This window comes from Bradyrhizobium sp. YR681 (genome assembly GCF_000282615.1).
In the GTDB taxonomy this organism is placed as follows: Bacteria; Pseudomonadota; Alphaproteobacteria; order Rhizobiales; family Xanthobacteraceae; genus Bradyrhizobium.
This window is the reverse complement of the sequence record NZ_AKIY01000227.1, coordinates 1-21,444: the sequence shown is the minus strand read 5'-3', so window position 1 is coordinate 21,444 and position 21,444 is coordinate 1. Positions and strand designations below refer to the sequence as shown.

Sequence of the window (21,444 nt, the reverse complement as noted above, 5' to 3'; positions counted from 1 at the left end):
TGCCCACCACAAGCGGATGGTGGGCACGGCGCTTCCGCGCCTTCGCCCACCCTACGAGAGCCTACTCCGCCGCAGGGGCTATCCGCTCCGGAAACGCGGCCGCCAGCGAGGCGCGATCCGGCTTGAGCACGCCGCGCTCGGTGATGAGGCCGGTGACGAGCCGCGCAGGCGTTACATCGAACGCGTAGTTCGCGACGGGCGAGCCCTCGGGCACGATGCGCACTGTCTCCAGCCGGCCATCCGCGGTGCGGCCGGTCATGTCAGTGACTTCCGTGCCGCTGCGCTGCTCGATCGGAATATCGCGGATACCGTCATTGACGGCGAAGTCGATCGTCGGCGACGGCAGCGCGACGTAGAACGGCACGTTATTGTCGTGCGCCGCGAGCGCCTTCAGATAAGTGCCGATCTTGTTGCAGACGTCGCCATTGGCGGCGACGCGGTCGGTGCCGACGATGGCGAGATCGACCATGCCGTGCTGCATCAGGTGCCCGCCGGTGTTGTCGGGAATCACGGTGTGCGCCACGCCGTGACGGCCGAGCTCCCAGGCGGTGAGCGAGGCGCCCTGATTGCGCGGCCTCGTCTCGTCGACCCATACATGGATCCTGATGCCGCGCTCATGCGCGAGATAGATCGGCGCGGTCGCGGTGCCCCAGTCGACGGTGGCGAGCCAGCCGGCATTGCAATGGGTCAGCACATTGACCGTCTCGCCCGGCTTCTTCCCCGCGACAATCGCCTCGATCAGCTTCAGGCCGTTGTCGGCGATGCCGCGGTTGATCTCGACGTCCTGCTCGACGATCTCGTCAGCGCGCGCGTAGGCGGCTTCCGCCCGCTCCAGTGGATCGATCGGCGCGAGCGCCACGCGCATCTCGTCCAGCGCCCATTTCAGATTGATCGCGGTCGGCCGCGTCACGATCAGGGTCTCGTACGCGCGTCTCAGGCCGCCGTCGGAAGGGTCCTCACGCATCGCGAGCGCCATGCCGTAGGCCGCGGTTGCGCCGATCAGCGGCGCGCCGCGCACCAGCATGTCGCGAATGGCGACCGCCGCGTCTTCGCACGACGTCAGCTTGGCAACGATGAACTCATGCGGCAAACGGCGCTGGTCGATCGCGCCGACCGACCAGCCGTCGCGCTCGCGCCAGATGCTGCGAAAATGCTTGCCGTCGACCTTCATGGCAGTCTGCCTTTCGTCTCAACCGCGCAGGATACGCCCGGCCACCGCATCGAGCTTCCTCAACAACTCGGGATCGCGGGCCTCCGGCGCCGTGATCAGCGCGGTGTCGAGCGCACGGTCCGAACCGATCGGGCACGGCTCGTGCTCGCGGGGGAAGTCTTTCGCCAGCCGCGCCACCAGCGCCTTGGCCTTGTCGGCGTTCGAGGTCAGTACGCGAATGATGTCCTGCACGGTGACGGCGTCATGATCGGGATGCCAGCAATCGAAATCCGTCACCATCGCGACGGTGGCGTAGCAAATCTCGGCCTCACGCGCGAGTTTTGCCTCGGGCATGTTGGTCATTCCGATCACGGAATAGCCCAGCGTCTTGTAGGTCATGCTTTCCGCATAGGTGGAGAATTGCGGGCCCTCCATGCAGACATAGGTGCCGCCGCGCGCGATCGCGATGCCCTCGGCTTCTGCCGCCGCGGCGAGATGGATGCGCAGGCGCGGCGAGACCGGATGCGCCATCGACACATGGGCGACACAACCGCGGCCGAAGAACGAGCTCTCGCGCTTGTGGGTGCGATCGACGAACTGATCGACGAGCACGAAGGTGCCGGGCGGCATCTCCTCCTTGAAGGAACCGCAGGCTGACAGCGAAATCAGGTCGGTGACGCCGGCCCGCTTCAGCACGTCGATATTGGCGCGATAGTTGATGTCGGAGGGCGACAGCCGGTGGCCCTTGTCATGCCGCGGCAGGAACACGATCGGCAGGCCGGCGATGGATCCGCGACGCAACGGCGCCGACGGCTCTCCCCAGGGGCTCTTGATCACCTCTTCGTGCGCGCCTTCGAGGCCCGGCAGGTCGTAAATGCCGGAGCCCCCGATGATGCCCAATACCGCCTGCGTCATGCCCGCTCCACCTGTCCGCCATCTGCGACATGGTTAAGCTATGCCAGTTTTGCGGCGGTTTTGAAACGGGGTGCTGCGCTCTTGCCGGGCTGAAAGAAACCTGCGCCGAACTCAGGCCGCCGTCGCGGGCTGCAGCTGGGTCGCGACCATCCGCTCCAGCGTTTCGACGGACTGGAAATTCTCCGGCGTGATCTCGGACTGCGGGATGGTGAAGTCGAACTCGGCTTCGACGCCGAGCATCAGGTTGACCATGTCCATCGAGGTCAGGCCGACATCGACGAGCTTCGCCTGCGGCGTGACGTCGGCGGTGAGCGCGTTCTGTTCGAGAATGCCCTTCACCAGCTTGATGATGCGATTGCGCACGTCAGTATCGAAGGCCTGCATGGCGAATTCCCGTATGTCTGTCAAAGGTCGGAACTGGTGCCGGCTACGATGGGCACGGCCGGCCGTTCCCGCAATGGGCGCCACCATTACTTCGCGTTTCTTAGTAAACGATGACTCAGATTGTCTGGATTTCGGGCTTCTTCCAAATCCCTAACGCGACACCCGGACTTTCGGCGATGCAAACAACCGGACCTTAACTGTCCATTTGGAATTGCAGATCGTTTACCCTCTATTTCATCGACGAATTTGAATTAAATCCGTAGCCTCGTCTCACAAGCAAAGATGGCCGGAGGATCGCTGACGCGGCATCGCGAATGATGCCGGCGATCTCGAACGGCAAACCGGAGGCGGACGAGCATGAACGTGCGTGAAGCAGTTCTCACTGTCGACGAAACGCAGATGAGCTTCCTCGAGCAGGGGCCTTCCCTGATCGAGCGCGCCGCCCGGACCGCGACCGTGGCGACAGCCGACGCCGACGGCGTCGATCGCGACGCCCGCTTTCCCCGCAAGGCTTTCGACGCCGCGCGCGAGCAGAAACTGCTCGGCGTGATGATCCCGGTCGAGTTCGGCGGCTTCGGGGCCTCGATTTACGACGTCACCGACATCTGCTACACGCTCGGACGCGCCTGCGCCTCGACCGCGATGATCTACGCGATGCATACGACCAAGGTCGCCTGCGTGATACGCCACGGCCACGGCATTCCCTGGATGGAAACCATGATGCGCCGGGTCGCCCGCGACCAGTGGCTGCTCGCCTCCTCCACCACCGAAGGCCAGAACGGAGGCAACATCCGCGCCAGCGCGGCCGCGGTCGACCATGCCGGCGACACTGTCTCGCTGGTGCGCGACGCCACCGTGATCTCCTACGGCGCCGAGGCCGACGGCCTCGTCACCATCGCCCGCCGCGCCACCGAGGCTGCCGCCTCCGATCAGGTGCTGCTGGCACTCGCCAAGGACGATTATTCGCTGAAGCAAACGCAGGGCTGGGAGACGCTCGGCATGCGCGGCACCTGCTCGACCGGCTTCGAGCTGAAGGTCGATTGTCCCGCCGACCGTGTCTTCCCCGAGGCCTATGACAAGATTCACGCCCAGACCATGACGCCGTTCGCGCATCTGTGCTGGTCGTCGGCCTGGGCCGGCATTGCAGCTGCGTCTGTCACCCGCGCGCAGGCCTTCGTCCGCAAGGCAGCCCGCAGCTCCGGCGGCCAGATGCCGCCGGCCGCCGCGCACTTCACTGCCGCCAAGATGTCGCTGGCAAAGCTGCGTGCGCTGATCTCTGCCAACCTCGACGCTTTCGCCCGCGCCGAGCATGACGAGCGCGCGCTGAGCTCGCTCGACTTCCAGTCCTCGATCACGCTGCTGAAGGTGCAGGCCTCCGAGCTCGCGGTCGAGACCGTGATGCACGCGATGCGCACCGCTGGTCTCTCCGGCTACCGCAATGACGGCGAGTTCACCATGGGCCGTCACCTGCGCGACGTGCTGTCATCGCCGATCATGATCAACAACGACCGCATCCTGGCCAACGCCGCGACTTCGACGCTGATGAGCGGCATTCCGGCAAGCCTTCGTGACTAAGAGCCTTCGCGACTAAAAACCTTCGTGACTGACGTGCCTTCGAGGCCAACAAGAATAATTTCAGATAGCAGGACATCGAACATGAACATTGCTGTTCTCCCCGATTCGCCCGAGACCGCGCCTGAGATCGTCGATCCGCTCGACCACCTCGCCGACAAGCTGTTCCACCGCATGGGCGCAGACGGCGTCTATGCCCGCACCGCGCTCTATGAAGGCGTCGTCGAAAAGCTCGCCGCGCTGATCACCAGCCATCGCGAGGCCGGCACCGAAGCGCTGCGCTTTCCGCCGGTGATGAGCCGCGCCCAGCTGGAAAAGTCCGGCTATCTCAAGAGCTTCCCGAACCTGCTCGGCTGCGTCTGCGGCCTGCACGGCACCGAACGCGAGATCAACGCGGCGGTGAGCCGCTTCGATGCCGGCGGCGACTGGACCACCTCGCTCTCGCCCGCCGACCTCGTGCTGTCGCCCGCCGCCTGCTATCCGGTCTATCCGATTGCGGCGAGCCGCGGGCCTTTGCCGAAGGGCGGCCTGCGCTTCGACGTCGCCGCCGACTGCTTCCGCCGCGAGCCGTCAAAACATCTCGACCGGCTGCAATCGTTCCGGATGCGCGAATATGTCTGCATCGGCACCCCCGATGACGTGTCCGATTTCCGCGACCGCTGGATGGTGCGTGCGCAGCAGATCGCGACCGATCTCGGCCTGACCTTCCGCGTCGACTATGCCAGCGATCCCTTCTTCGGACGCGTCGGCCAGATGAAGGCGGTCAGCCAGAAGCAGCAGCAGCTCAAGTTCGAGCTTCTAATTCCGCTGCGCTCGGAAGAGCAGCCGACCGCCTGCATGAGCTTCAACTATCACCGCGAGCATTTCGGCACGACCTGGGGCATCCAGGACGCCAATGGCGAGGCCGCCCATACCGGCTGCGTCGCCTTCGGCATGGACCGTCTGGCCGTCGCCATGTTCCACACCCACGGCACCGATCTTTCCATCTGGCCCGCCAAGGTCCGGGAGATGCTGGGCATGCAGCCGCAAATCGCGGCCGATGCCCACGGTGAAGGCTGGCGCTAAGAGAACGAGGCCTCCCATTTCCACGGGCAAGACGAGCGTGATCCACACCAAGGTCCGATGCCGCGAGATCACCGAGTCCGATGTCGACGGCATCGCGGACTTGCTGACGCGCGGCTTCGTGGGCCGCTCGCGCAATTACTGGATCCAGGGCCTGCGCCGTCAGGCCTTCCGGCCCGTGCCGGAGGGCTATCCGCGCTTCGGCTACATGCTCGACAATGACGGCACGCCGGTCGGCGTGCTGCTGCTGATCTACACGGCACGGAAGGACGGCGAAGACACCGCCATCCAGTGCAATCTGTCGAGCTGGTATGTCGACCCCGCCTATCGCAACTATGCGCCACTGCTGACCAAGATCGCGCAGCGGCACAAGGAGGTCACCTATCTCAACATCAGCCCGGCGCCGTGGACCTGGCCGATCATCGAGACCCAGGGTTTTCGCGCTTATTGCCGCGGCATCTTCTTCTCGGTGCCCGCACTGGCGCGCGCCCCGCGCTGGAGCAAGATCGAGGTGATCTCGCAGCACGCCAAGACGGTCGAGGGACTGTCCGAAGCCGAGACCGAGCTCCTGACGCGGCACGCGCGCTACAATTGCCTCAGCCTGGTCTGCCGGACGCCGAAGGGCACCTTCCCCTTCATCCTGCAACCGGTGCGCATCCGCAGGGGCATCATCGCGCCGCCCGCGATGAAGCTGATCTATTGCCGCAGCGCCGCCGAATACGCCGCCTGCGCCGGCCGCATCGGCCGGCTGTTGCTGCGGCTCGGCAAGATCTCGGTGGCGGTCGACGCCAATGGACCCATTCCCGGCCTCGTCGGTATTTATACCGAGCGGCGCGGCCGCAAATATTTCAAGGGCCCGCATCGGCCCCAGCTCGCCGACCTCACCGACACGGAACTCGTGCTGTACGGGCCGTAGCGGACCGGACCAAGAACACGCCGTCGTCCTGCCCCGCCCCCGTGCGCAATTGCGCACGAGGCGGGGACGACACCTGAATTGTTGTAAGCTCCGGGCCAACCCTGGCTTGCAGGTCCCTTGGCACTCGCGTGCCGGCACGCGCATCTCTCCATCGCCGGTCACCCTCCGTAAACTACTGCGCTTAAGGGAATTTTCCCGCCTCTTCGCTACGCTCGGTGGCTGAATTACGTTGCGTTAAGTCTATTGCCCGCCGAGATCCCGCGATCCCATGACGTCGACCTGCGACAACGAGCTTGGTGCACGCCGCGACGAGGGCCCGCAGGCCCTGGTCGCGCTCGGCCAGCTCGCGCTCGACCACATGGAGCAGGGTGTCTGCGTCTACGACGCCGATAACCGGATCGTGCTGGTCAACCAGCGCTATCTCACGCTGTTCAACATGTCGGCCGAGATCGTGACGGTCGGCACGCGCTATCGTGACGTGCTCGGTCACAGCGTCGTGCTGGGCAACATCCCCGCAACAGAGGTCGATGCACTTTATACCTCGCGGATCGCATTGATCGCCGCCGGCAAGCCCTTCCGCACCCGGCAGACACTCGCGAGCGGCGTTGTGATAACGCTCGAGCTCAAGCCGCTTCCCGGCGGCGGCTGGATGACGATCTGCGACGACGTCAGCCGCCTTGCCCGGCTCGAGGCGGAATTGCGCCTGCAGACCGAGCGCAGCCAGCACGCGCTCGCCAACATGTCGCACGGCCTCATCATGTATGACGCCGACAGCCGCATCGTCGTCTGCAACGAGCGCTTCCTGCACCTCTATGACCTCGACCCCGAGATCGTGAAGCCGGGCGTCGCGCACGCCACGATCATCGAGCACTGGCTCTCGCGCGGCAACATGCCGGGCATGTCGGCCGACGAATTCCACGACACGCGCCTGGAGGACGTCCGCGTCAGGAAGGCGAAAACCCTGCTTGTGATGCGCTACGACGGGCGGATGGTGCAGGCCGTCTCCCGCTTCCTGCCCGACGGCGGCTGGGTGACCGTGCATGAAGACGTCACCGAACGGCTGCAATACGAGGAGACGCTGCGGCAGCAGAACTTCATCCTCGATGCGGCGATGGAGAACATGGCGCACGGGCTCGCCTTCTACGACAGCGACATGCGCCTGCGCGTCTGCAACACCACATACCGCAAGATCTACCGGCTGACGCCGGAAGAGACCCGGCCCGGCACGCACCTCGCCGAACTGATCGAGCGCTCGATGACGAACGGCGCGTTCGCTTCGGAATACAGCCCGCAGCAGATCCTCGAGGCCGCCCGCGCGCGGATCGCGAGCCGCGACTCCTCGCCAATGCGCCGGAGCATGTCGAACGACACCGTGATCTCGGTGCGCTATTGCGCGCTGGCCGAGGGCGGCTTCGTCGCCACCTATGAGGACATCACCGAGCGCGAGCGCGCGATCGAGGAGCTGAGCGAGCAATATCGCCGCTTCGACGCGGCGCTGAACAACATGAGCCAGGGCCTGTGCATGCTCGATTCGAGCCTGCGCGTGATCGTCTGCAACCGTCGCTATATCGAGATGTACGGGCTGTCGCCCGACATCGTGAAGCCCGGCATCTCGATGCGCGAGATCATGGAGCACAGCTGCTCGCTCGGCATCCATCCGAACATGACCGGCGCCAAGCTCTACGCCGACTATGTCGAGCGGCTGCGCGAGGGCGAGCACACGCTGCACCGCCATCTGAACGATGGCCGCATCATCAAGCTCAACCACAAGCGGATGGAGCTTGGCGGCTGGGTCGTCACCTATGAGGACGTCACCGAGCGCCACAAGGCGCAGGCCCGCGTCGCGCACATGGCGCGGCACGATTCCCTGACCGACTTGCCCAACCGCACGCTGTTCCGCGAGAAGATGGGCGAGGGTCTGAACCAGGTCGCGATCGCCGGCGGCGCCATGGCCGTGCTGTGCTTCGACCTCGACAATTTCAAGACCGTCAACGACCGCCTCGGCCACGCCGCCGGCGACCGGCTGCTGCGCTGGGTCGCGGCGCGGCTGAAGGAGAATGTCGGCGAGCACGACACCGTCGCGCGCCTCGGCGGCGACGAGTTCGCCGTGCTCCAGCGCGGACCGCAGCCGCAATCGGCCGAAAGGCTCGCCCGGCGCCTGGTCGAGATCATCGGTCACCCGCCGCCGCTGGAAAGCCAGTCGATCCATGTCGGCGTCTCCGTCGGCATCGCGATCGCGCCCGATCACGGGCTCGATGCCGACGAGCTGATGAAATGCGCCGACCTCGCGCTGTACCAGGCCAAGGCCAAGGGACGCGGCGCCTACCAGCTGTTCGAACCCGAGATGGAAGAAGAGGCGCGCAGCCGCCACGCGCTGGAGTACGATCTGCGCGGTGCGCTGGAGGCCAATGAATTCCACCTCGTGTTCCAGCCGCAGGTGCGGCTCGACACCACCGAACTGACCGGCTTCGAAGCGCTGCTGCGCTGGAAACATCCCTCGCGCGGCTTCGTTTCACCGGCCGAGTTCATTCCGATCGCCGAAGAGAACGGACTGATCGTCCCGATCGGGGAATGGGTGCTGCGTACGGCCTGCGCCACGGCGGCCTCATGGCCCGATGTCTCCGTCGCAGTGAACCTGTCTCCGGTGCAATTCCGTTCGCGCGGGCTGGTGACGATGGTCACCAGCGCACTGGCGGAGGCCGGCCTTCCGCCGCAGCGGCTTGAGCTCGAGGTCACCGAGACGGCGCTGCTCGACGACAGCGAAGCGACGATCGAGATCCTGCACCAGCTCCGCGCCCTCGGCGTGCGCGTCAGCCTCGACGATTTCGGCGTCGGCTATTCCTCGCTGAGCTACTTACGCAAATTTCCGTTCGACCGCATCAAGATCGACCGCTCCTTCGTCGGCACGCTCGGCGAAAGCCCGGAAAGCGTCGCCATCGTCCGCACCATCGCAAGCCTCGGCTCGGTGCTTGGCGTCGAGACCACGGCGGAAGGCGTCGAGACGGCGGATCAGCTCGACTTCGTGCGCGAATGCGGCTGCACCGCGGTGCAGGGATATTATTTCGGCAAGCCCTGCCCGGCGGCCGAAGTGGGCCGTGCCATCGAGACCCTCAACGCGGTTCGGCGCGCGGCGTAAGAGCTTCGGCCGCCTCAAATTCCGTGCCTCGGCACGCTTCCAAACGACCAATTGTCGCACGCGCCTTTTCCGGCGGAATCACCGTGCCGGCCATCCGGACGGCCCGCGCAATGCGCTTTTCTTCTCCCATGATTTCGGGGACAATCGCGTCATAACAACGAGAAACGGCGGTCCAACGAGTCCGCTGCGAGGGAGGAGTTTCGATGTCGCGATATGGGCTGAAGACGATTGCCTTTGCCACCATGCATGCCGTCATGGGCGCGTTGCTCGCAACCGCCGCCAGCGCGCAGGACTACCCCGCCAAACCCGTCACGCTGATCGTGCCTTGGCCGGCCGGCGGCTCGACCGACATCTCGATGCGCGCGATCGCCGACAGCGCCTCGAAAGTGCTGGGACAGCCGATCGTGATCGACAACAAGGCCGGCGGCGGCGGCACGGTCGGCCCTGCGACCATGGCCGCAGCCGCAAAGCCGGACGGCTACACCATCGCGCAGATCCCGATCACGGTATTCCGCCTGCCCCTGATGCAGGAGGTGTCGTGGGATCCGGCCAAGGACTTCACCTATATCATCCACCTCACCGGCTATACGTTCGGCGTGACCACCAGCGCTGAATCGCAGTTCAAATCCTGGAAGGACGTGGTCGACTTCGCCAAGGCCAATCCGGGCAAGGTGACCTACGCGACGCCGGGCACCGGCACCTCGCTGCATGTCGGCATGGAGCAGATCGCGGCGATGTCCGGCATCAAGCTCACGCAGGTGCCGTTCAAGGGTGGGGCGGAGACCAACGCCGCCGTGCTGGGCCAGCACACCATGCTGCAAGCCGACTCCACCGGCTGGCGGCCGCTGGTCGACGCCGGCAAGCTGAAGCTGCTGATGGTGTGGACCGGCGCGCGGTCGCCGAACTATCCTGACGTGCCGACGCTGAAGGAGCTCGGCTATCCCATGGTCTATGATTCGCCCTTTGGCATCGCGGGCCCGAAGGGCATGGATCCCAAGATCGTCGCCAAGCTGCACGACGCCTTCAAGAAAGCGGTCGAGGATCCCGCAGTGATCGCCACGCTCGCCAAATACGACATGGTGCCGAACTACAAGAACACCGAGGACTACAGGAAATTCGTGGTCGAGGTCACGGAGTCCGAGCGCAAGGTGATCGATACGCTGGGGCTTGCGAAGAAGTAACGCTGCCCGCTTTCGTGTCCCGGACGCGGTGCAGCGCTTCTTCAGCGGTGCACCGCAGAGCCGGGACCCACCTTTTTCGTCCACACCCATAGGCCCCGGCTCTGCAGCGCATCACTTCGTGCTGCGCCGCGTCCGGGGCACGAGAAGACAGCGATGAACGACCAAACCAACGTCAAGCTCCGCCTCAACAACTCCGAACTCTGGGGCGGGCTGATCGGGCTCGGGCTCGGCGGCTTCGTGATCTGGCAGGGCCTGAAGCTGAAGCTCGGCACCATCAACGATCCCGGCTCCGGCTATGTGCTGTTCTACACGGGCATCCTGATGTGCGTGTTCGCAGGCTCCATCATCATCTCCGCCATCACCGAGGGCGGCCCGACGCTGGCATCGCGCTGGGAGAATGCGCATTGGCGCAAGCCGCTCCTTCTCATCGCCTGCCTCATCGCATTCTCGTTCGCGCTGGAGCCGCTGGGATTCCTGCTGTCGGCGATCCCGCTGATGCTGCTGCTGTTGCGGCTGATCGATCCGGTGCGCTGGACGCTGGCGATCCCGGTCGCCGTGCTGGTGCCACTGGGCATGTGGTGGGTGCTCAAGCGCCTGCTTTTGATCCAGCTGCCCTCCGGCCTGTTCGGGATCGGCTGACCGCATGGACACGCTCCTCAACGTCGCGCATGGGTTTGGCGTCGCGCTGCTGCCGATCAACCTGCTCTACTGCTTCATCGGCGTCTTCATCGGCACGCTGGTCGGCGTGCTGCCGGGCATCGGCCCGATCTCGGCGATGTCGCTGCTGCTGCCGGTGACGCTGTCGGGCACGCCGGAATCGGGCATCATCATGATGGCCGGCATCTATTACGGCTCGATGTATGGCGGCTCGACCACCTCGATCCTGGTCAACATCCCCGGCGAAGCCGCCTCCGTCGTCACCTGCATCGACGGCCACCAGATGGCGAAGCAGGGCCGCGCCGGACCTGCGCTCGGCATCTCCGCCTTTGGCTCCTTCATCGCCGGCACGTTTGCGCTGATCGCACTGATGCTGGTGGCGCCGCGGCTTGCCAGCATCGCGATCGCATTCGGCCCGGCTGAATATTTCAGCCTGATGGTACTCGGCCTCGTCGTGCTCACCTTCCTGACGCAGGGCTCGATGCCGAAGGCGCTGCTGATGGCGTGCATCGGCGTCGTCCTCGGGTTGATCGGGCTCGACAGCATCACGGCGCAGCCGCGGTTGACCTTCGGCCGCATGGAGCTGATCGACGGCATCGGGCTCGTGCCCGTCGTGATGGGCCTGTTCGGCGTCGCCGAGGTGCTGCTCAACACCGAGCAGGCCATCAAGCGCGACATCATCAACGCGAAGATCACGCAGCTATTGCCCAACAAGGCCGACTGGCAGGCGAGCGCCGGCCCCGTGGCGCGCGGCACGCTGCTTGGATTCCTGCTCGGTATCCTGCCGGGCGGCGGCGCGGTGGTGGCCTCGTTCGCGTCCTACGCGCTGGAGAAGCGGCTGTCGAAAACGCCGGAGCGCTTTGGCCATGGCGCAATCGAGGGTGTCGCAGGCCCCGAATCCGCCAACAATGCGGCCGCCGGCGGCGCATTCATTCCGCTGATGACGCTCGGCATCCCGCCGAACGTGGTGATGGCGCTGCTGCTGGGCGCCTTCGTCATCCACGGCCTGCAACCGGGGCCGCTGCTGATCACGCAAAACCCCGGCCTGTTCTGGGGCATCGTCGCCAGCATGTATATCGGCAACGTCATGCTGCTGATCCTGAACCTGCCGATGATCGGCATGTGGGTGCAGCTGCTCAAGCTGCCCTACAACATCCTGTTCCCGCTGATCATCCTGTTCACGATCCTGGGCGTCTACTGCTCCAGCAACAACGTGTTCGACGTCTATGTGATGATCGCGTTCGGCATCATCGGCTATTTCATGCGCAAGCTCGGCTACGAACCGGCGCCGCTGGTGCTCGCCTTCGTGCTCGGGCCGATGCTGGAGAACAATCTGCGCAAGTCGCTGATCCTGTCGCAGGGCGATCTCTGGACTTTTGTGCAGCGGCCGATCTCGGCGGCGTGCCTTGCGCTGGCAATGGTGCTGCTGATCGCGCCGCTGCTGCCAACGCTGCGCAAGAAGCGCGAGCTGGTGGCGCTGGACGAGGGCGCGTGATCTCGTAGGGTGGGCAAAGCGCAGCGTGCCCACGCATTTTTTTGCGGCCATGAAGAGATGGTGGGCACGGCGCAAACGCGCCTTTGCCCACCCTACGGCATCTCAGCTCGCCGCAGGCAGCGCGTTGTCCGGCGGCGCGGCCCACGGGCGTTCGGCCGAGGCCAAGCCGATCAGACGGCCCTGAATGTAGTCGCAGCCCCAGTCGCGCAGCATGCTGGCAGCCTCGTCGTCCTGCACCCATTCGGCCACCGTCTTGATGTCGAGGCGGCGGGCGAGGTCGATCAGGGTCTGCACGAAGGCGCGGTCGTCGGCGGAGCGGGTGATGTTCTGCACGAAGGCACCGTCGATCTTGACGATGTCGACGCCGAGCTTGCGCAGATTGCGGAACGAGGTGTAGCCGGCGCCGAAATCGTCGATGGCGATGCGGCTGCCGAAATTCTTCAGCCGTGTGACGAAGCCGCGGACATCGTCGATGTCCTGGATCGCAACCGTCTCGGTGATCTCGACGATCAGCCGCTCGGCGACGCCGGGATTCGCATGCATCAGCGACTCGATGCTCGTCCACCAGTCCGGATCCATGGTAGTATCAGGCGAAATGTTGAGGCTGAGGCTGATATCGGGCGCGGCAGCAAGCTCGGCGACGACGAGCTCGAGCACGCGATGATCGACCAGGCGGATGAGGCCGAGCCGTTCGGCGACCGGCACGATGTCGGGCGCGAGCAGCACCTGGCCGTCGCCCTGGTCCATCCGCACCAGGCATTCATGGAATGCGCGCTCACGCGAGGCGGCCGAGACCACCGGCTCATAGGCGAGCTTGATGCGGCGCTCGTTCAGCGCGGTGACGATCTCGTCGGTGACGCGGATGTTGACGCGGCGCTGCGCATCGCGCGTGGCGTCCGGACGCCAGGCCGCGAACGAGCCGGAGCGGCGGCGCTTGGCGGCGTCCAGCGTCTCATGGGCGCGGTTGACCGCCTCGTCGGTATTGCGGGCATAGCGCGGCAGGCTGACCGCGCCGATCGAGGCGGTGACCGAGACCGGGCCGGATTTCGTCGGCACCACCTCGTCGCGAATGCCGGCGAGGAAACGCTCGGCGGCGACGTTCATGTCGTCGACGGTGCAGTTCTTCAGGATCAGGCCGAATTTGTTGCCGGAGAAGCGCCCGAGCACATCGCCGCCGCGCAGACGCGAACGAATGCGCTTGGCGACGTCGAGGATCACGGCGTCGGCGACGTCGAAGCCGAAGGCGTCGTTGACGCGGGCGAGGTGATCGATGCCGACCAGCATGAAGGCGGCGGTCGAGCGGAAGCGGGTCGTCTCCTCGATCGCCTCGGCCAGCGCCGCGATCAGATGCGAGCGGTTGAGCTCGCCGGTGAGGGGATCGAGCCGGGCAAGCTTGGTCAGTTCCTCGTCGCGGGCATGGCGCTCATTGTTGATGCGAACCGAGCCGATCGCGCGCATGGGGCGCCCGTCGGGTCCGGCGAACCAGCGGCCGGTCTCCTCGACCCAGACCACGGGATCGGAGGCGCTCATGCGCACGCCGTACTCGACCCGGTAGGGCGTGCCGTCGGCGCCGTGCACGGCGGAGGTCTGCGCCAGCGCGGCGGTCCGCAGCGATTGCGCAGGCTCGGTCAGCTTGGCGAATTCGGCTCCGGTCGCCAGCCGCTCGGCGGGGATGCCGGGGAAGACGGCACTGAGCTGCTCACCCCAGACGATGACGTCACTGGCGATGTCCCAGGCGAACACGGCCTGGCCGAGCGCGGCCAGGATGTCGGAGGCTTGCGGCAATGCGGGGGTCAAAATCGCCTCGTTTCGGGACAGCGGGGAGTCCTGAGCCGGCACAGGATACGGCCAGATTCGCCCCCGACCCTAGGCAAAGTTGATAAACAATTTGGAAACCACGTTTCGGAGCGGCGCGGAACGAAACCGGCCCGGCCGGCATAGGCCTTGCGAGTACATGACTCGCACCGGCGCACGCGTCTCGAAACGCGACAATGCCCGCCGGATCAACGGTGATTGCGATGTTGGGTACTGATCGATCGGACGAGGCGGACAACGGCAGGGGGATGGCCCTGGTACCGATGGTGCCGACGTTGCAATGGGTTAACAAAGCCCCGCTGCCTCGCCCAGATCCGAGCTTCGTCACCCAGCTCATCGCCAATGCCGAGCACGTGCCCCAGACCAGCCGGCTCCGCCGCGCCTCTTCCGAAGACGCGCAGATGGCCTATGGGAGCAAACGGCCGCTTCCGAGCGTCAGCGCGCGCACGCGGCAAATGGCCTGAGGCTGATCAGCGCCGCGGATCGGGCGGCGACGACGTGCCGTTGCCCGGCTGCAGATCCGGTGAGGGAATTTCCGGCGAGGGCGGGTTCACCGGTTTGGGCGCCGGATGATCCATCAGCACGGATTCAGCAACTGATTGCGCCGAAGGTGCCGGCGGCTCCGCCGGTGCCGGTTGCGGCGTGGTCACAGGCTCGAATTTGGGCTCGACGACAGCTTCGTCGGCCGGTGCTTCGGCCTGGCGCCTGGCCTTGCGCGGCGCCGGCACCGTCGTCTCCGCAACATAGGTGACGCGGCGGCGCGTGCGCTGGGCAATACCGCCGAGGAAATCGGCCATCGCCAGCAACACCAGCAGGAAATAGGTCGAGTTGCCGAATTTGGGCCACATGACGAATTCGGCCGCGGCGGCGCCGAACACGATCAGCGACAGCAGATGGTCCATCAGGAATTTCGAGCCGGGCCGCGCGCCTTTCACCACTTCGAGCAGCAGCAGCACGATCCCGAGCGCGAGCATGACGTCGGCGAGCGTGACCGGCCAGATCTCGCCCGTGATCATCGGCACCTTGAACAGCACGTCCGTAAAGGACACGCTCGGCATCAGAAAGGCGATGATATTGTAGACCGCGAGCGGAATCAGGAGCAGCGGGAAACCGACCATCGGCAAGATGCCTTCTCGATCAAGATATCCGGACAGAACAATGCAGCGGCGAAGCATTGGCTCCGCCGCCGTCACCGTCATATCTCATGGGTTGGCCGAAATCAGGCGGGTCAGAACATCCGCCGGAAGAAAAAGTCCGAACTCAGGACTCTTTCTTCTTCAGGACCTGACGGCCCTTGTACATGCCGGTCTTGAGGTCGAGATGATGCGGACGACGGAGCTCGCCGGAGTCCTTGTCTTCCACATAGGTCGGCTTCTTGATGGCGTCTGCCGAGCGGCGCATGCCACGACGCGACGGCGAGGTTTTTCTTCTCGGAACGGCCATTTCGCTATCCTCTAGGGATTGGTGTTTCAGGGCATCGTCCACAAGGGACGGCTCAGCACCCGCAATACGAGGCGAGCTGAATGCCGATCAAGGCCGCGCTTATAGAGGAAGGCCGGCCGTAAAGCTAGGGTTCTGGACCGGAAAAAAGGATCGGAAAGGGCCCGAAATCAGCGATTTTCCCGCCAGCAGGTCGAAAGCGAGGAGGCCTGGGCCCTCGCCACATAGGTCCCGGCCAGCCTCCGGACACCCGGCCCGGGAACCCTGGCGCTGCGCTTGACCGGATTCGGCAGGATCGAGGCCAGAAGCGCCGCCTCCCGGGGGGAAAGGCTGGCGGCCGATTTGCCGAAGGCATAGGCGCTGGCGGCCTCCACGCCAAATTGGCCCTGCGGGCCGAGCTCGGCGATGTTGAGGTAAATTTCCAGGATCCGCGGCTTGGGCAGGACGAGGTCGATCCACAGCGCCAGCGGAAATTCCAGCGCCTTGCGGACGAAATCCCGCCCCTGCCAGAGGAACAGGTTTTTCGCGACCTGCTGGGTGATGGTGGAGGCGCCCCGGAACGGGGTGCCGTCCTCCTTGGCGTCGTCGATGGCCTCGCGCAGCGCCCCCCAGTCGATGCCGTGGTGCTTGCAGAAATGGGCGTCCTCGGCCGCCACCACCGCGCGCGGCAGGTAAGGCGCCATCGCCGCCAGGTCGATCCATTCCCGCTGCATCGGCGCACCGCGAAGCGAGCGCCAGGCCATCAGTGTCGAAACCGGATGGCCGGTGCGGTAGAACGGCGCGATCACATAGGGCGCGAGAAACACGACCGCGAGCACGAGCAGCAGGATTTTGACGATGCGCAAATCGACCTTTCCGACGCAAAATGAAACGTGGCCACGGATCCCGGCGTTAAGTCTGTGATAATTCGGGCCTTTTCCAGCACTTTTTAGGCCTTCCAAACGATTGACTGGGGCGGGCGCATAAAGGATTGTCCCGCCGAATTTTGGTTCTGGAGCCTTTCTTGATGACCGGCACGTCCCCGTCCGATTTCGCCAAACGTCTGGACAAGACCGCTGATGACACCGAAGCCCTGCTCGGGCGCCTGCTGTCGGACGACATCCTGCACGATGAGATCGCCCGCCCCAAGCGACTGATGGACGCAATGCGCTATTCGAGCCTGAACGGCGGCAAGCGCCTGCGGCCGTTCCTCGTGGTCGAGAGCGCGGCCGTGTTCGGCGTTCCCCGCGAAGCCGCGCTGCTCGTCGGCGCCGCGCTCGAATGCATCCATTGCTATTCGCTGATCCATGACGACCTGCCGGCGATGGACAATTCGGACCTGCGCCGCGGCCGCCCCACCCTGCACAAGAAGACCGATGACGCGACCGCGATCCTCGCCGGCGACGGCCTGCTCACGATCGCCTTCGACATCGTCACCCGCGACGAGATCCATCGTGACGCCAATGTGCGGCTCCTGCTGACGCGCGCGCTGGCGCGCTGCGCCGGCATCGGCGGCATGGTCGGCGGCCAGATCCTCGACCTCGCCGGCGAAGGCCGCTTCGGCGGCAACGAGCCGATCGATGTCGCCCGCATTCAGCAGATGAAGACCGGCGCGCTGCTGCGCTATGGCTGCGTCGCCGGTGCGCTCCTCGGCGAGGCCTCGAAGGCGGAATATCAGGCGCTCGACGATTACGGCCGCGCGCTCGGCGAAGCGTTCCAGATCGCCGACGACCTGCTCGACGTCGAGGGCGATGCGGCTGCGCTCGGCAAGCCGGCCGGCGCGGATGCCGCGCTCGGCAAGACCACCTTCGTCACCCAGCTCGGCATCGAAGGCGCCAAGCAGCGCGTACGCGACCTGCTCGCGCGCGCCGACAGCGCCGTGTCGATCTTCGGCGACCGCGCCGCCGTGCTGCAGGCCGCCGCGCGGTTCGTGGCCGAGCGGAAGAACTAGTCGCGCGATGGCGGGTGCCAAGAAAAAAGAGGATCCCGCCCTCGTCCGCTTCCGCCAGATGTCGCGGCCGATGCGGCTGATCTACGCGCGGCCGCGGACATTCATCGCGCTTGGTATCGGCATCCTCGTCTGCCTGCTTTTGCCGGGCTCGATCCGGCTGACGACGCGGCTTGTGCTGGGCTGGGATGCACTGATCGCAGTCTACCTCGTGCTGGTCTATGTGATGATGCTGTGCAACGACCACGAGCACATCCGCCGTAGCGCCGCGATGCAGGACGACGGCCGCTTCGTGATCCTGCTGGTGACGGCGATCGGCGCGTTTGCCAGCATCGCGGCGATCGTTGTCGAGCTCGGCACCCATCGTGGTGCCGCGGAGTTGACGATCGCCATTACGACCATCGCGCTGTCCTGGGCCGCCGTGCACACGACCTTCGCGCTGCATTACGCCCATGAATATTACCGGCACCCGCCGGGCGGATTGCAGTTCCCGAGCGGCGACAAGGAAGACCACGCCGATTATTGGGACTTCGTCTATTTCTCGTTCGTGATCGGCATGACCGCGCAGGTCTCCGACGTCGGCATCGCCGACAAGATCATCCGCCGCACCGCCACCGCGCACGGCATCATCTCGTTCATCTACAACACCGCCCTGCTGGCACTGACGGTGAACATCGCAGCAAGCGCGATCTCGAACTGACGCCGTCCCGGTCCCCGCGCGCAACTGCGCACTTGGCCGGGACGACCTGAAGTGTCAGTAGCAAACCTCGGCATTGGCGTCGTTGCCGGGGCCTCCGCCGCCGCGATATTCGAGATGGCAGCCGCGGTTGACCGGGCGGCAGCCGCCGTTATTGCAGAAAACCTGTCCGCCACTCGACGGGCGGCTGGCGCCAGCGGCAGCAGCAATCCCGGCAGCAGCACCATATCCACCTGCCGCACCGCCAGCCTGACGACGCTGCCGTGCAGGCCGCTCATCGCCGTCATCGCGCTTTGCGGTCGCGGGCTTGGCCGTCGCCGGCTTGGCGGCACGCTGCTTCTCGCACTCATTGTCGTCGTTGATCGCATAGCCCTCACGGCAGACGATCCTGGTGCACTTGTCGCCGTCGGCCTTGAAGCCATGCTCGCAAACCAGCGGGCACACGCGCGACGGCTTGGCCTTGACGGTATCGAGCGCGTCGGTGCTCGCCACCTTTACATCGAGCTTGGTGCCGGCATAGCGGTTGAACTGCGACAGCGAGCGCTGCGAGGACGTGGTCCAGTTGCCGTCAGCCTGCCCGGAGAAGCAGCCGACCCGGCCGAGCTCGGTCTGCACCGAACGGCTGAGATCGGCCGGCGCTGTCGCCGGCGTCAGCGAAGCCACGTTGGCGCCGGCGGGACCCGCGGTGCTGGCCGGCGCCGCGCCCGGTGCTGCGGCGGCAAGGTTGACGCGCTGCTGCTCGGCGGCGGCGGCCTGCTGCTGCGCCTGCTCCTTGGCCTTCTGCGCGACAAGCTGCTCCTTCTCGGCGGCCTTCGCATCGGCCGCAGCCCTGGCCTGCGCATCCTTCTGCGCACCGAGCGCGGCGAGACGATCGCGCTCGGCCTCGGCCTGCTTCGCCTTCTCGGTCGCCGCCACATGAGCCTGCTCGGCGCTGATTTTCTCGAGCTGAAGCTTGGCAAGGTTCGCATAAAAGCCATCGGGATGCTGGGCGAGAAACGCCTCCCATGCCGCCCTGTTGCCGACCTGGAGCGAGAGCTCGTAGTCGCGGCGCATATCGGCCTGCGGATTCGCCACAGGCGCCGACGGCACCACGGCCGCCACCTTGACCGGCACCAGCGGGACATCCTCGCCGCCGAGCGAGCCGTAGACGAACGGTTCCTGCTTGTTGCCGGTCGACTTCAGAACCTCGTCGCGCACAAAGCCGAAGGCCCGGCGGACGTCGAGGCCCGGCGTGGTCAGATGCTTCGACAGCGCGACGGTGAACGGGCTGTTGGCGCCGTCGCCGTCCTGGGCCGTGAAACCAGCCTTGGCCGAATAGGCGATCAGCGTGTTGGGGCTGGTCGGCTCGACCTGGGCCAGGCCGCGGCCGACGCCGCGGGAGGCGACCGTGCGCTTCATGGTCTTGCCGAACGGATTGTCACGGCAGGCGTCCAGGATCACGAGGCGAAGCTGTTTTGCAGGTTCGACGGCAACCAGGACGCGGTCGAGCGAGAGCGCCTCGTCGTAGACGTCGGTGTCGCGCTCCAGCTTGGCATCGACCGGGATCAGGTAGTTCGAGCCTTCGACCTCGATGCCGTGGCCGGCATAATAGACCACGGCGATGTCGGCATCGCGGGTCGCATCGGCGAATTCGCGCAGCACGCGCCGCGTGTCCAGCGCCGACAGATCGTGCCGGGAATCGACGACGTCGAAGCCGGCATCCTTCAGCGTCTTCGCCATCACCGAACCGTCATTGACGGGATTGGTGAGCGACGGCGCGTGCTGATAGGCCGAGTTGGCGATCACCAGTGCGACGCGCTTGCCGGCAAAGGCGGGCGCAGCGCCGAACAGCAGCGCGATGGCGATGAGAAGCGGGGAAAATCTGAACAGTTTGCACATGACACGACTTCCGAAAATTCAGGGCAATCGAGCCCCTTTGGGATCGCTTTAGCAGGATCTTCCGCCGGCGCTTGTGATGGAGGTCACGAAGGCGGCGCCGGCGACAGGCCGCAAGACCCCTTCTGTTTGTCGCGCCAGTCCGGGCGCGGTTCGCCGCAAAATAGCCGCGCGGCAGGTTCCCCTAGGCATCCCCGACGTGCCCCCGATATTGCGGCAGATTGTCCGTGATCTCGTGCCAGGGCGCCTTCGAGCCCACGAAAATGTGGGCGCTCGGCCGGATCGAGGGGGCATCGACCAGGGTTCCCATGGCGACATGGACCCATTTTCCCTCGCGCACCCGGGAATAAAGCAGCGAGCCGCAGCGGGCGCAGTGGGCATCATGGGTGGTGTCGTCGCCGAAAATCATTCGCCGATCCTCGCCATGGACGATGCGGAGCTTGTCCTGCGCGATCCCGGCGAACGGCTTGAAGGCCGAGCCGGTGGTGCGGCGGCAGTTCGAGCAATGGCAGTTCATCGCATAGGAGAATTCGTCCGCCACCTCGTAGCGCACGGTGCGGCAATAGCATTCGCCGGTGAGGATACGAGCGTTCGAATTTTCTGATCCGGTCATGACGGCGCCTTCGCGCAAATGGCTGATACACCCATAGCGCATTTTGATGTGTACGACTAAGTTCGCGCCAAGCCATCAGCCAAAGGGATGACCCATGAGCCAGAACCGTTCGAGCGTCGAAGCCGTCGTGCAATCCTATTTCGACGGCCTTTACGAGGGCGATGCCGAAAAGCTCGGCGCCATCTTCCATCCCTCGGCGGATCTGCGCTGGGTCGAGAAGGGCGAGCTCCAGGTCTTGACCGTGCCCGACTGGCTCGACCGCGTGCGCAAGCGCCCCTCCGGCAAGGCCGAAGGCAAGCCGCGCGAGGATTTCATCGTCACCATCGACCGCTCCGACGACAAGACCGCCTTCGTCAAGGTCCGGTGCCAGCTGCCGCCGCGGTTCTTCACGGATTATCTGGTGGCGATGAAGCTGGCCGACGGCTGGCAGATCGTGTCGAAATCGTACCGGTATGACCTGAGGGAGTGAGGGGGCGCGCCCCCCGCGCTGCCAAATATCTGCCGCGCTCCCTGTCCATACTCCGTCATTGCGAGCGTCGCGAAGCAATCCAGGATCCCTCCGTGGAGACACTCTGGATTGCTTCGCCGCTTCGCTCCTCGCAATGACGG

General features: G+C 65.4%; 20 protein-coding genes. 11 read left to right on the top strand and 9 right to left on the bottom strand.

Annotation, left to right across the window (positions count from 1 at the left end):
• Nucleotides 1-61 precede the first annotated feature (61 nt).
• The 3 genes from mtnA to PMI42_RS24105 all read right to left on the bottom strand — a co-directional run bounded on the left by mtnA (nucleotide 62) and on the right by PMI42_RS24105 (nucleotide 2,449).
• Nucleotides 62-1,171: an S-methyl-5-thioribose-1-phosphate isomerase gene (gene mtnA / locus PMI42_RS24115; protein WP_008138932.1), complete on the bottom strand. Its 1,110-nt coding sequence runs from the start codon at nucleotides 1,169-1,171 to the stop codon at nucleotides 62-64.
• 18 nt (nucleotides 1,172-1,189) lie between these two features.
• Nucleotides 1,190-2,065, bottom strand: a complete 876-nt coding sequence (locus PMI42_RS24110; RefSeq protein WP_008138931.1) for an S-methyl-5'-thioadenosine phosphorylase — start codon at nucleotides 2,063-2,065, stop codon at nucleotides 1,190-1,192.
• Between the two features lie 111 nt (nucleotides 2,066-2,176).
• Nucleotides 2,177-2,449: a phosphopantetheine-binding protein gene (locus tag PMI42_RS24105; RefSeq protein WP_008138930.1), complete on the bottom strand. Its 273-nt coding sequence runs from the start codon at nucleotides 2,447-2,449 to the stop codon at nucleotides 2,177-2,179.
• A gap of 357 nt (nucleotides 2,450-2,806) precedes the next feature.
• Here PMI42_RS24105 and PMI42_RS24100 point away from each other — a divergent pair, with 357 nt between their 5' ends.
• The 7 genes from PMI42_RS24100 (at nucleotide 2,807) to PMI42_RS24070 (ending at nucleotide 12,468) form a co-directional block, all read left to right on the top strand.
• Nucleotides 2,807-4,024 (top strand): acyl-CoA dehydrogenase family protein, encoded by a 1,218-nt coding sequence (locus tag PMI42_RS24100; RefSeq protein ID WP_008138929.1) that lies wholly within the window; start codon nucleotides 2,807-2,809, stop codon nucleotides 4,022-4,024.
• An 81-nt stretch (nucleotides 4,025-4,105) separates the two neighbouring features.
• Nucleotides 4,106-5,086, top strand: coding sequence for an amino acid--[acyl-carrier-protein] ligase (locus tag PMI42_RS24095; RefSeq protein WP_008138928.1), 981 nt, complete (start codon nucleotides 4,106-4,108; stop codon nucleotides 5,084-5,086).
• Nucleotides 5,087-5,123: 37 nt separating this feature from the next.
• The gene (locus PMI42_RS24090) at nucleotides 5,124-5,999 is read left to right on the top strand and encodes a hypothetical protein (RefSeq protein WP_035966466.1); all 876 of its coding nucleotides are present in this window, start codon (nucleotides 5,124-5,126) and stop codon (nucleotides 5,997-5,999) included.
• A 268-nt stretch (nucleotides 6,000-6,267) separates the two neighbouring features.
• Nucleotides 6,268-9,135: a PAS-domain containing protein gene (locus PMI42_RS24085; RefSeq protein WP_008138926.1), complete on the top strand. Its 2,868-nt coding sequence runs from the start codon at nucleotides 6,268-6,270 to the stop codon at nucleotides 9,133-9,135.
• A gap of 203 nt (nucleotides 9,136-9,338) precedes the next feature.
• Nucleotides 9,339-10,316 (top strand): tripartite tricarboxylate transporter substrate binding protein, encoded by a 978-nt coding sequence (locus PMI42_RS24080; RefSeq protein ID WP_008138925.1) that lies wholly within the window; start codon nucleotides 9,339-9,341, stop codon nucleotides 10,314-10,316.
• A gap of 153 nt (nucleotides 10,317-10,469) precedes the next feature.
• Nucleotides 10,470-10,955: a tripartite tricarboxylate transporter TctB family protein gene (locus tag PMI42_RS24075; protein ID WP_008138923.1), complete on the top strand. Its 486-nt coding sequence runs from the start codon at nucleotides 10,470-10,472 to the stop codon at nucleotides 10,953-10,955.
• Nucleotides 10,956-10,959: 4 nt separating this feature from the next.
• A complete protein-coding gene (locus tag PMI42_RS24070; RefSeq protein ID WP_008138922.1) occupies nucleotides 10,960-12,468 on the top strand; it encodes a tripartite tricarboxylate transporter permease in 1,509 nt (502 codons plus the stop codon).
• Nucleotides 12,469-12,570: 102 nt separating this feature from the next.
• Here PMI42_RS24070 and PMI42_RS24065 read toward each other — a convergent pair whose 3' ends face one another.
• Nucleotides 12,571-14,265 carry a bifunctional diguanylate cyclase/phosphodiesterase gene (locus PMI42_RS24065; protein ID WP_008138920.1) on the bottom strand — a complete coding sequence of 565 codons (1,695 nt, stop codon included), beginning with the start codon at nucleotides 14,263-14,265 and terminating at the stop codon, nucleotides 12,571-12,573.
• Between the two features lie 221 nt (nucleotides 14,266-14,486).
• On the opposite strand from PMI42_RS24065, the gene PMI42_RS24060 reads away from it, so the two are divergent.
• Complete coding sequence (locus PMI42_RS24060; protein ID WP_008138918.1) at nucleotides 14,487-14,747, top strand: hypothetical protein; 261 nt, start codon at nucleotides 14,487-14,489, stop codon at nucleotides 14,745-14,747.
• A gap of 6 nt (nucleotides 14,748-14,753) precedes the next feature.
• On the opposite strand, the gene PMI42_RS24055 is transcribed toward PMI42_RS24060, so the two are convergent.
• The 3 genes from PMI42_RS24055 to mtgA form a co-directional block, all read right to left on the bottom strand.
• A complete protein-coding gene (locus PMI42_RS24055) occupies nucleotides 14,754-15,401 on the bottom strand; it encodes a hypothetical protein (protein WP_008138914.1) in 648 nt (215 codons plus the stop codon).
• 142 nt (nucleotides 15,402-15,543) lie between these two features.
• On the bottom strand, nucleotides 15,544-15,726 hold the full coding sequence (gene rpmF, locus PMI42_RS24050; protein ID WP_007598106.1) for a 50S ribosomal protein L32: 183 nt from the start codon (nucleotides 15,724-15,726) through the stop codon (nucleotides 15,544-15,546).
• Nucleotides 15,727-15,893: 167 nt separating this feature from the next.
• Nucleotides 15,894-16,568: a monofunctional biosynthetic peptidoglycan transglycosylase gene (mtgA, locus tag PMI42_RS24045; RefSeq protein ID WP_008138906.1), complete on the bottom strand. Its 675-nt coding sequence runs from the start codon at nucleotides 16,566-16,568 to the stop codon at nucleotides 15,894-15,896.
• Nucleotides 16,569-16,729: 161 nt separating this feature from the next.
• Between mtgA and PMI42_RS24040 the strand changes: the two genes are divergently transcribed.
• Nucleotides 16,730-17,653 carry a polyprenyl synthetase family protein gene (locus PMI42_RS24040; protein WP_008138904.1) on the top strand — a complete coding sequence of 308 codons (924 nt, stop codon included), beginning with the start codon at nucleotides 16,730-16,732 and terminating at the stop codon, nucleotides 17,651-17,653.
• Between the two features lie 7 nt (nucleotides 17,654-17,660).
• Complete coding sequence (locus tag PMI42_RS24035) at nucleotides 17,661-18,350, top strand: DUF1345 domain-containing protein (RefSeq protein WP_008138902.1); 690 nt, start codon at nucleotides 17,661-17,663, stop codon at nucleotides 18,348-18,350.
• Nucleotides 18,351-18,404: 54 nt separating this feature from the next.
• On the opposite strand, the gene PMI42_RS24030 is transcribed toward PMI42_RS24035, so the two are convergent.
• Nucleotides 18,405-20,225, bottom strand: coding sequence for a caspase family protein (locus PMI42_RS24030; RefSeq protein WP_008138900.1), 1,821 nt, complete (start codon nucleotides 20,223-20,225; stop codon nucleotides 18,405-18,407).
• Between the two features lie 181 nt (nucleotides 20,226-20,406).
• Nucleotides 20,407-20,835: a GFA family protein gene (locus PMI42_RS24025; RefSeq protein ID WP_008138899.1), complete on the bottom strand. Its 429-nt coding sequence runs from the start codon at nucleotides 20,833-20,835 to the stop codon at nucleotides 20,407-20,409.
• Between the two features lie 94 nt (nucleotides 20,836-20,929).
• Between PMI42_RS24025 and PMI42_RS24020 the strand changes: the two genes are divergently transcribed.
• Nucleotides 20,930-21,304: a nuclear transport factor 2 family protein gene (locus tag PMI42_RS24020; protein ID WP_008138896.1), complete on the top strand. Its 375-nt coding sequence runs from the start codon at nucleotides 20,930-20,932 to the stop codon at nucleotides 21,302-21,304.
• Nucleotides 21,305-21,444 lie beyond the last annotated feature (140 nt).

Excerpts from the sequence above, each read along its gene's own strand:
- PMI42_RS24035 (WP_008138902.1), top strand. The coding sequence starts at position 17,661 with ATGGCGGGTGCCAAGAAAAAAGAGGATCCCGCCCTCGTCCGCTTCCGC.
- PMI42_RS24070 (WP_008138922.1), top strand. The coding sequence starts at position 10,960 with ATGGACACGCTCCTCAACGTCGCGCATGGGTTTGGCGTCGCGCTGCTG.
- PMI42_RS24105 (WP_008138930.1), bottom strand. The coding sequence starts at position 2,449 with ATGCAGGCCTTCGATACTGACGTGCGCAATCGCATCATCAAGCTGGTG.
- PMI42_RS24060 (WP_008138918.1), top strand. The coding sequence starts at position 14,487 with ATGTTGGGTACTGATCGATCGGACGAGGCGGACAACGGCAGGGGGATG.
- PMI42_RS24025 (WP_008138899.1), bottom strand. The coding sequence starts at position 20,835 with ATGACCGGATCAGAAAATTCGAACGCTCGTATCCTCACCGGCGAATGC.
- rpmF (WP_007598106.1), bottom strand. The coding sequence starts at position 15,726 with ATGGCCGTTCCGAGAAGAAAAACCTCGCCGTCGCGTCGTGGCATGCGC.
- PMI42_RS24020 (WP_008138896.1), top strand. The coding sequence starts at position 20,930 with ATGAGCCAGAACCGTTCGAGCGTCGAAGCCGTCGTGCAATCCTATTTC.
- PMI42_RS24100 (WP_008138929.1), top strand. The coding sequence starts at position 2,807 with ATGAACGTGCGTGAAGCAGTTCTCACTGTCGACGAAACGCAGATGAGC.
- PMI42_RS24040 (WP_008138904.1), top strand. The coding sequence starts at position 16,730 with ATGACCGGCACGTCCCCGTCCGATTTCGCCAAACGTCTGGACAAGACC.
- PMI42_RS24095 (WP_008138928.1), top strand. The coding sequence starts at position 4,106 with ATGAACATTGCTGTTCTCCCCGATTCGCCCGAGACCGCGCCTGAGATC.
- PMI42_RS24075 (WP_008138923.1), top strand. The coding sequence starts at position 10,470 with ATGAACGACCAAACCAACGTCAAGCTCCGCCTCAACAACTCCGAACTC.
- PMI42_RS24055 (WP_008138914.1), bottom strand. The coding sequence starts at position 15,401 with ATGGTCGGTTTCCCGCTGCTCCTGATTCCGCTCGCGGTCTACAATATC.
- PMI42_RS24110 (WP_008138931.1), bottom strand. The coding sequence starts at position 2,065 with ATGACGCAGGCGGTATTGGGCATCATCGGGGGCTCCGGCATTTACGAC.
- PMI42_RS24085 (WP_008138926.1), top strand. The coding sequence starts at position 6,268 with ATGACGTCGACCTGCGACAACGAGCTTGGTGCACGCCGCGACGAGGGC.
- mtnA (WP_008138932.1), bottom strand. The coding sequence starts at position 1,171 with ATGAAGGTCGACGGCAAGCATTTTCGCAGCATCTGGCGCGAGCGCGAC.
- PMI42_RS24080 (WP_008138925.1), top strand. The coding sequence starts at position 9,339 with ATGTCGCGATATGGGCTGAAGACGATTGCCTTTGCCACCATGCATGCC.
- PMI42_RS24030 (WP_008138900.1), bottom strand. The coding sequence starts at position 20,225 with ATGTGCAAACTGTTCAGATTTTCCCCGCTTCTCATCGCCATCGCGCTG.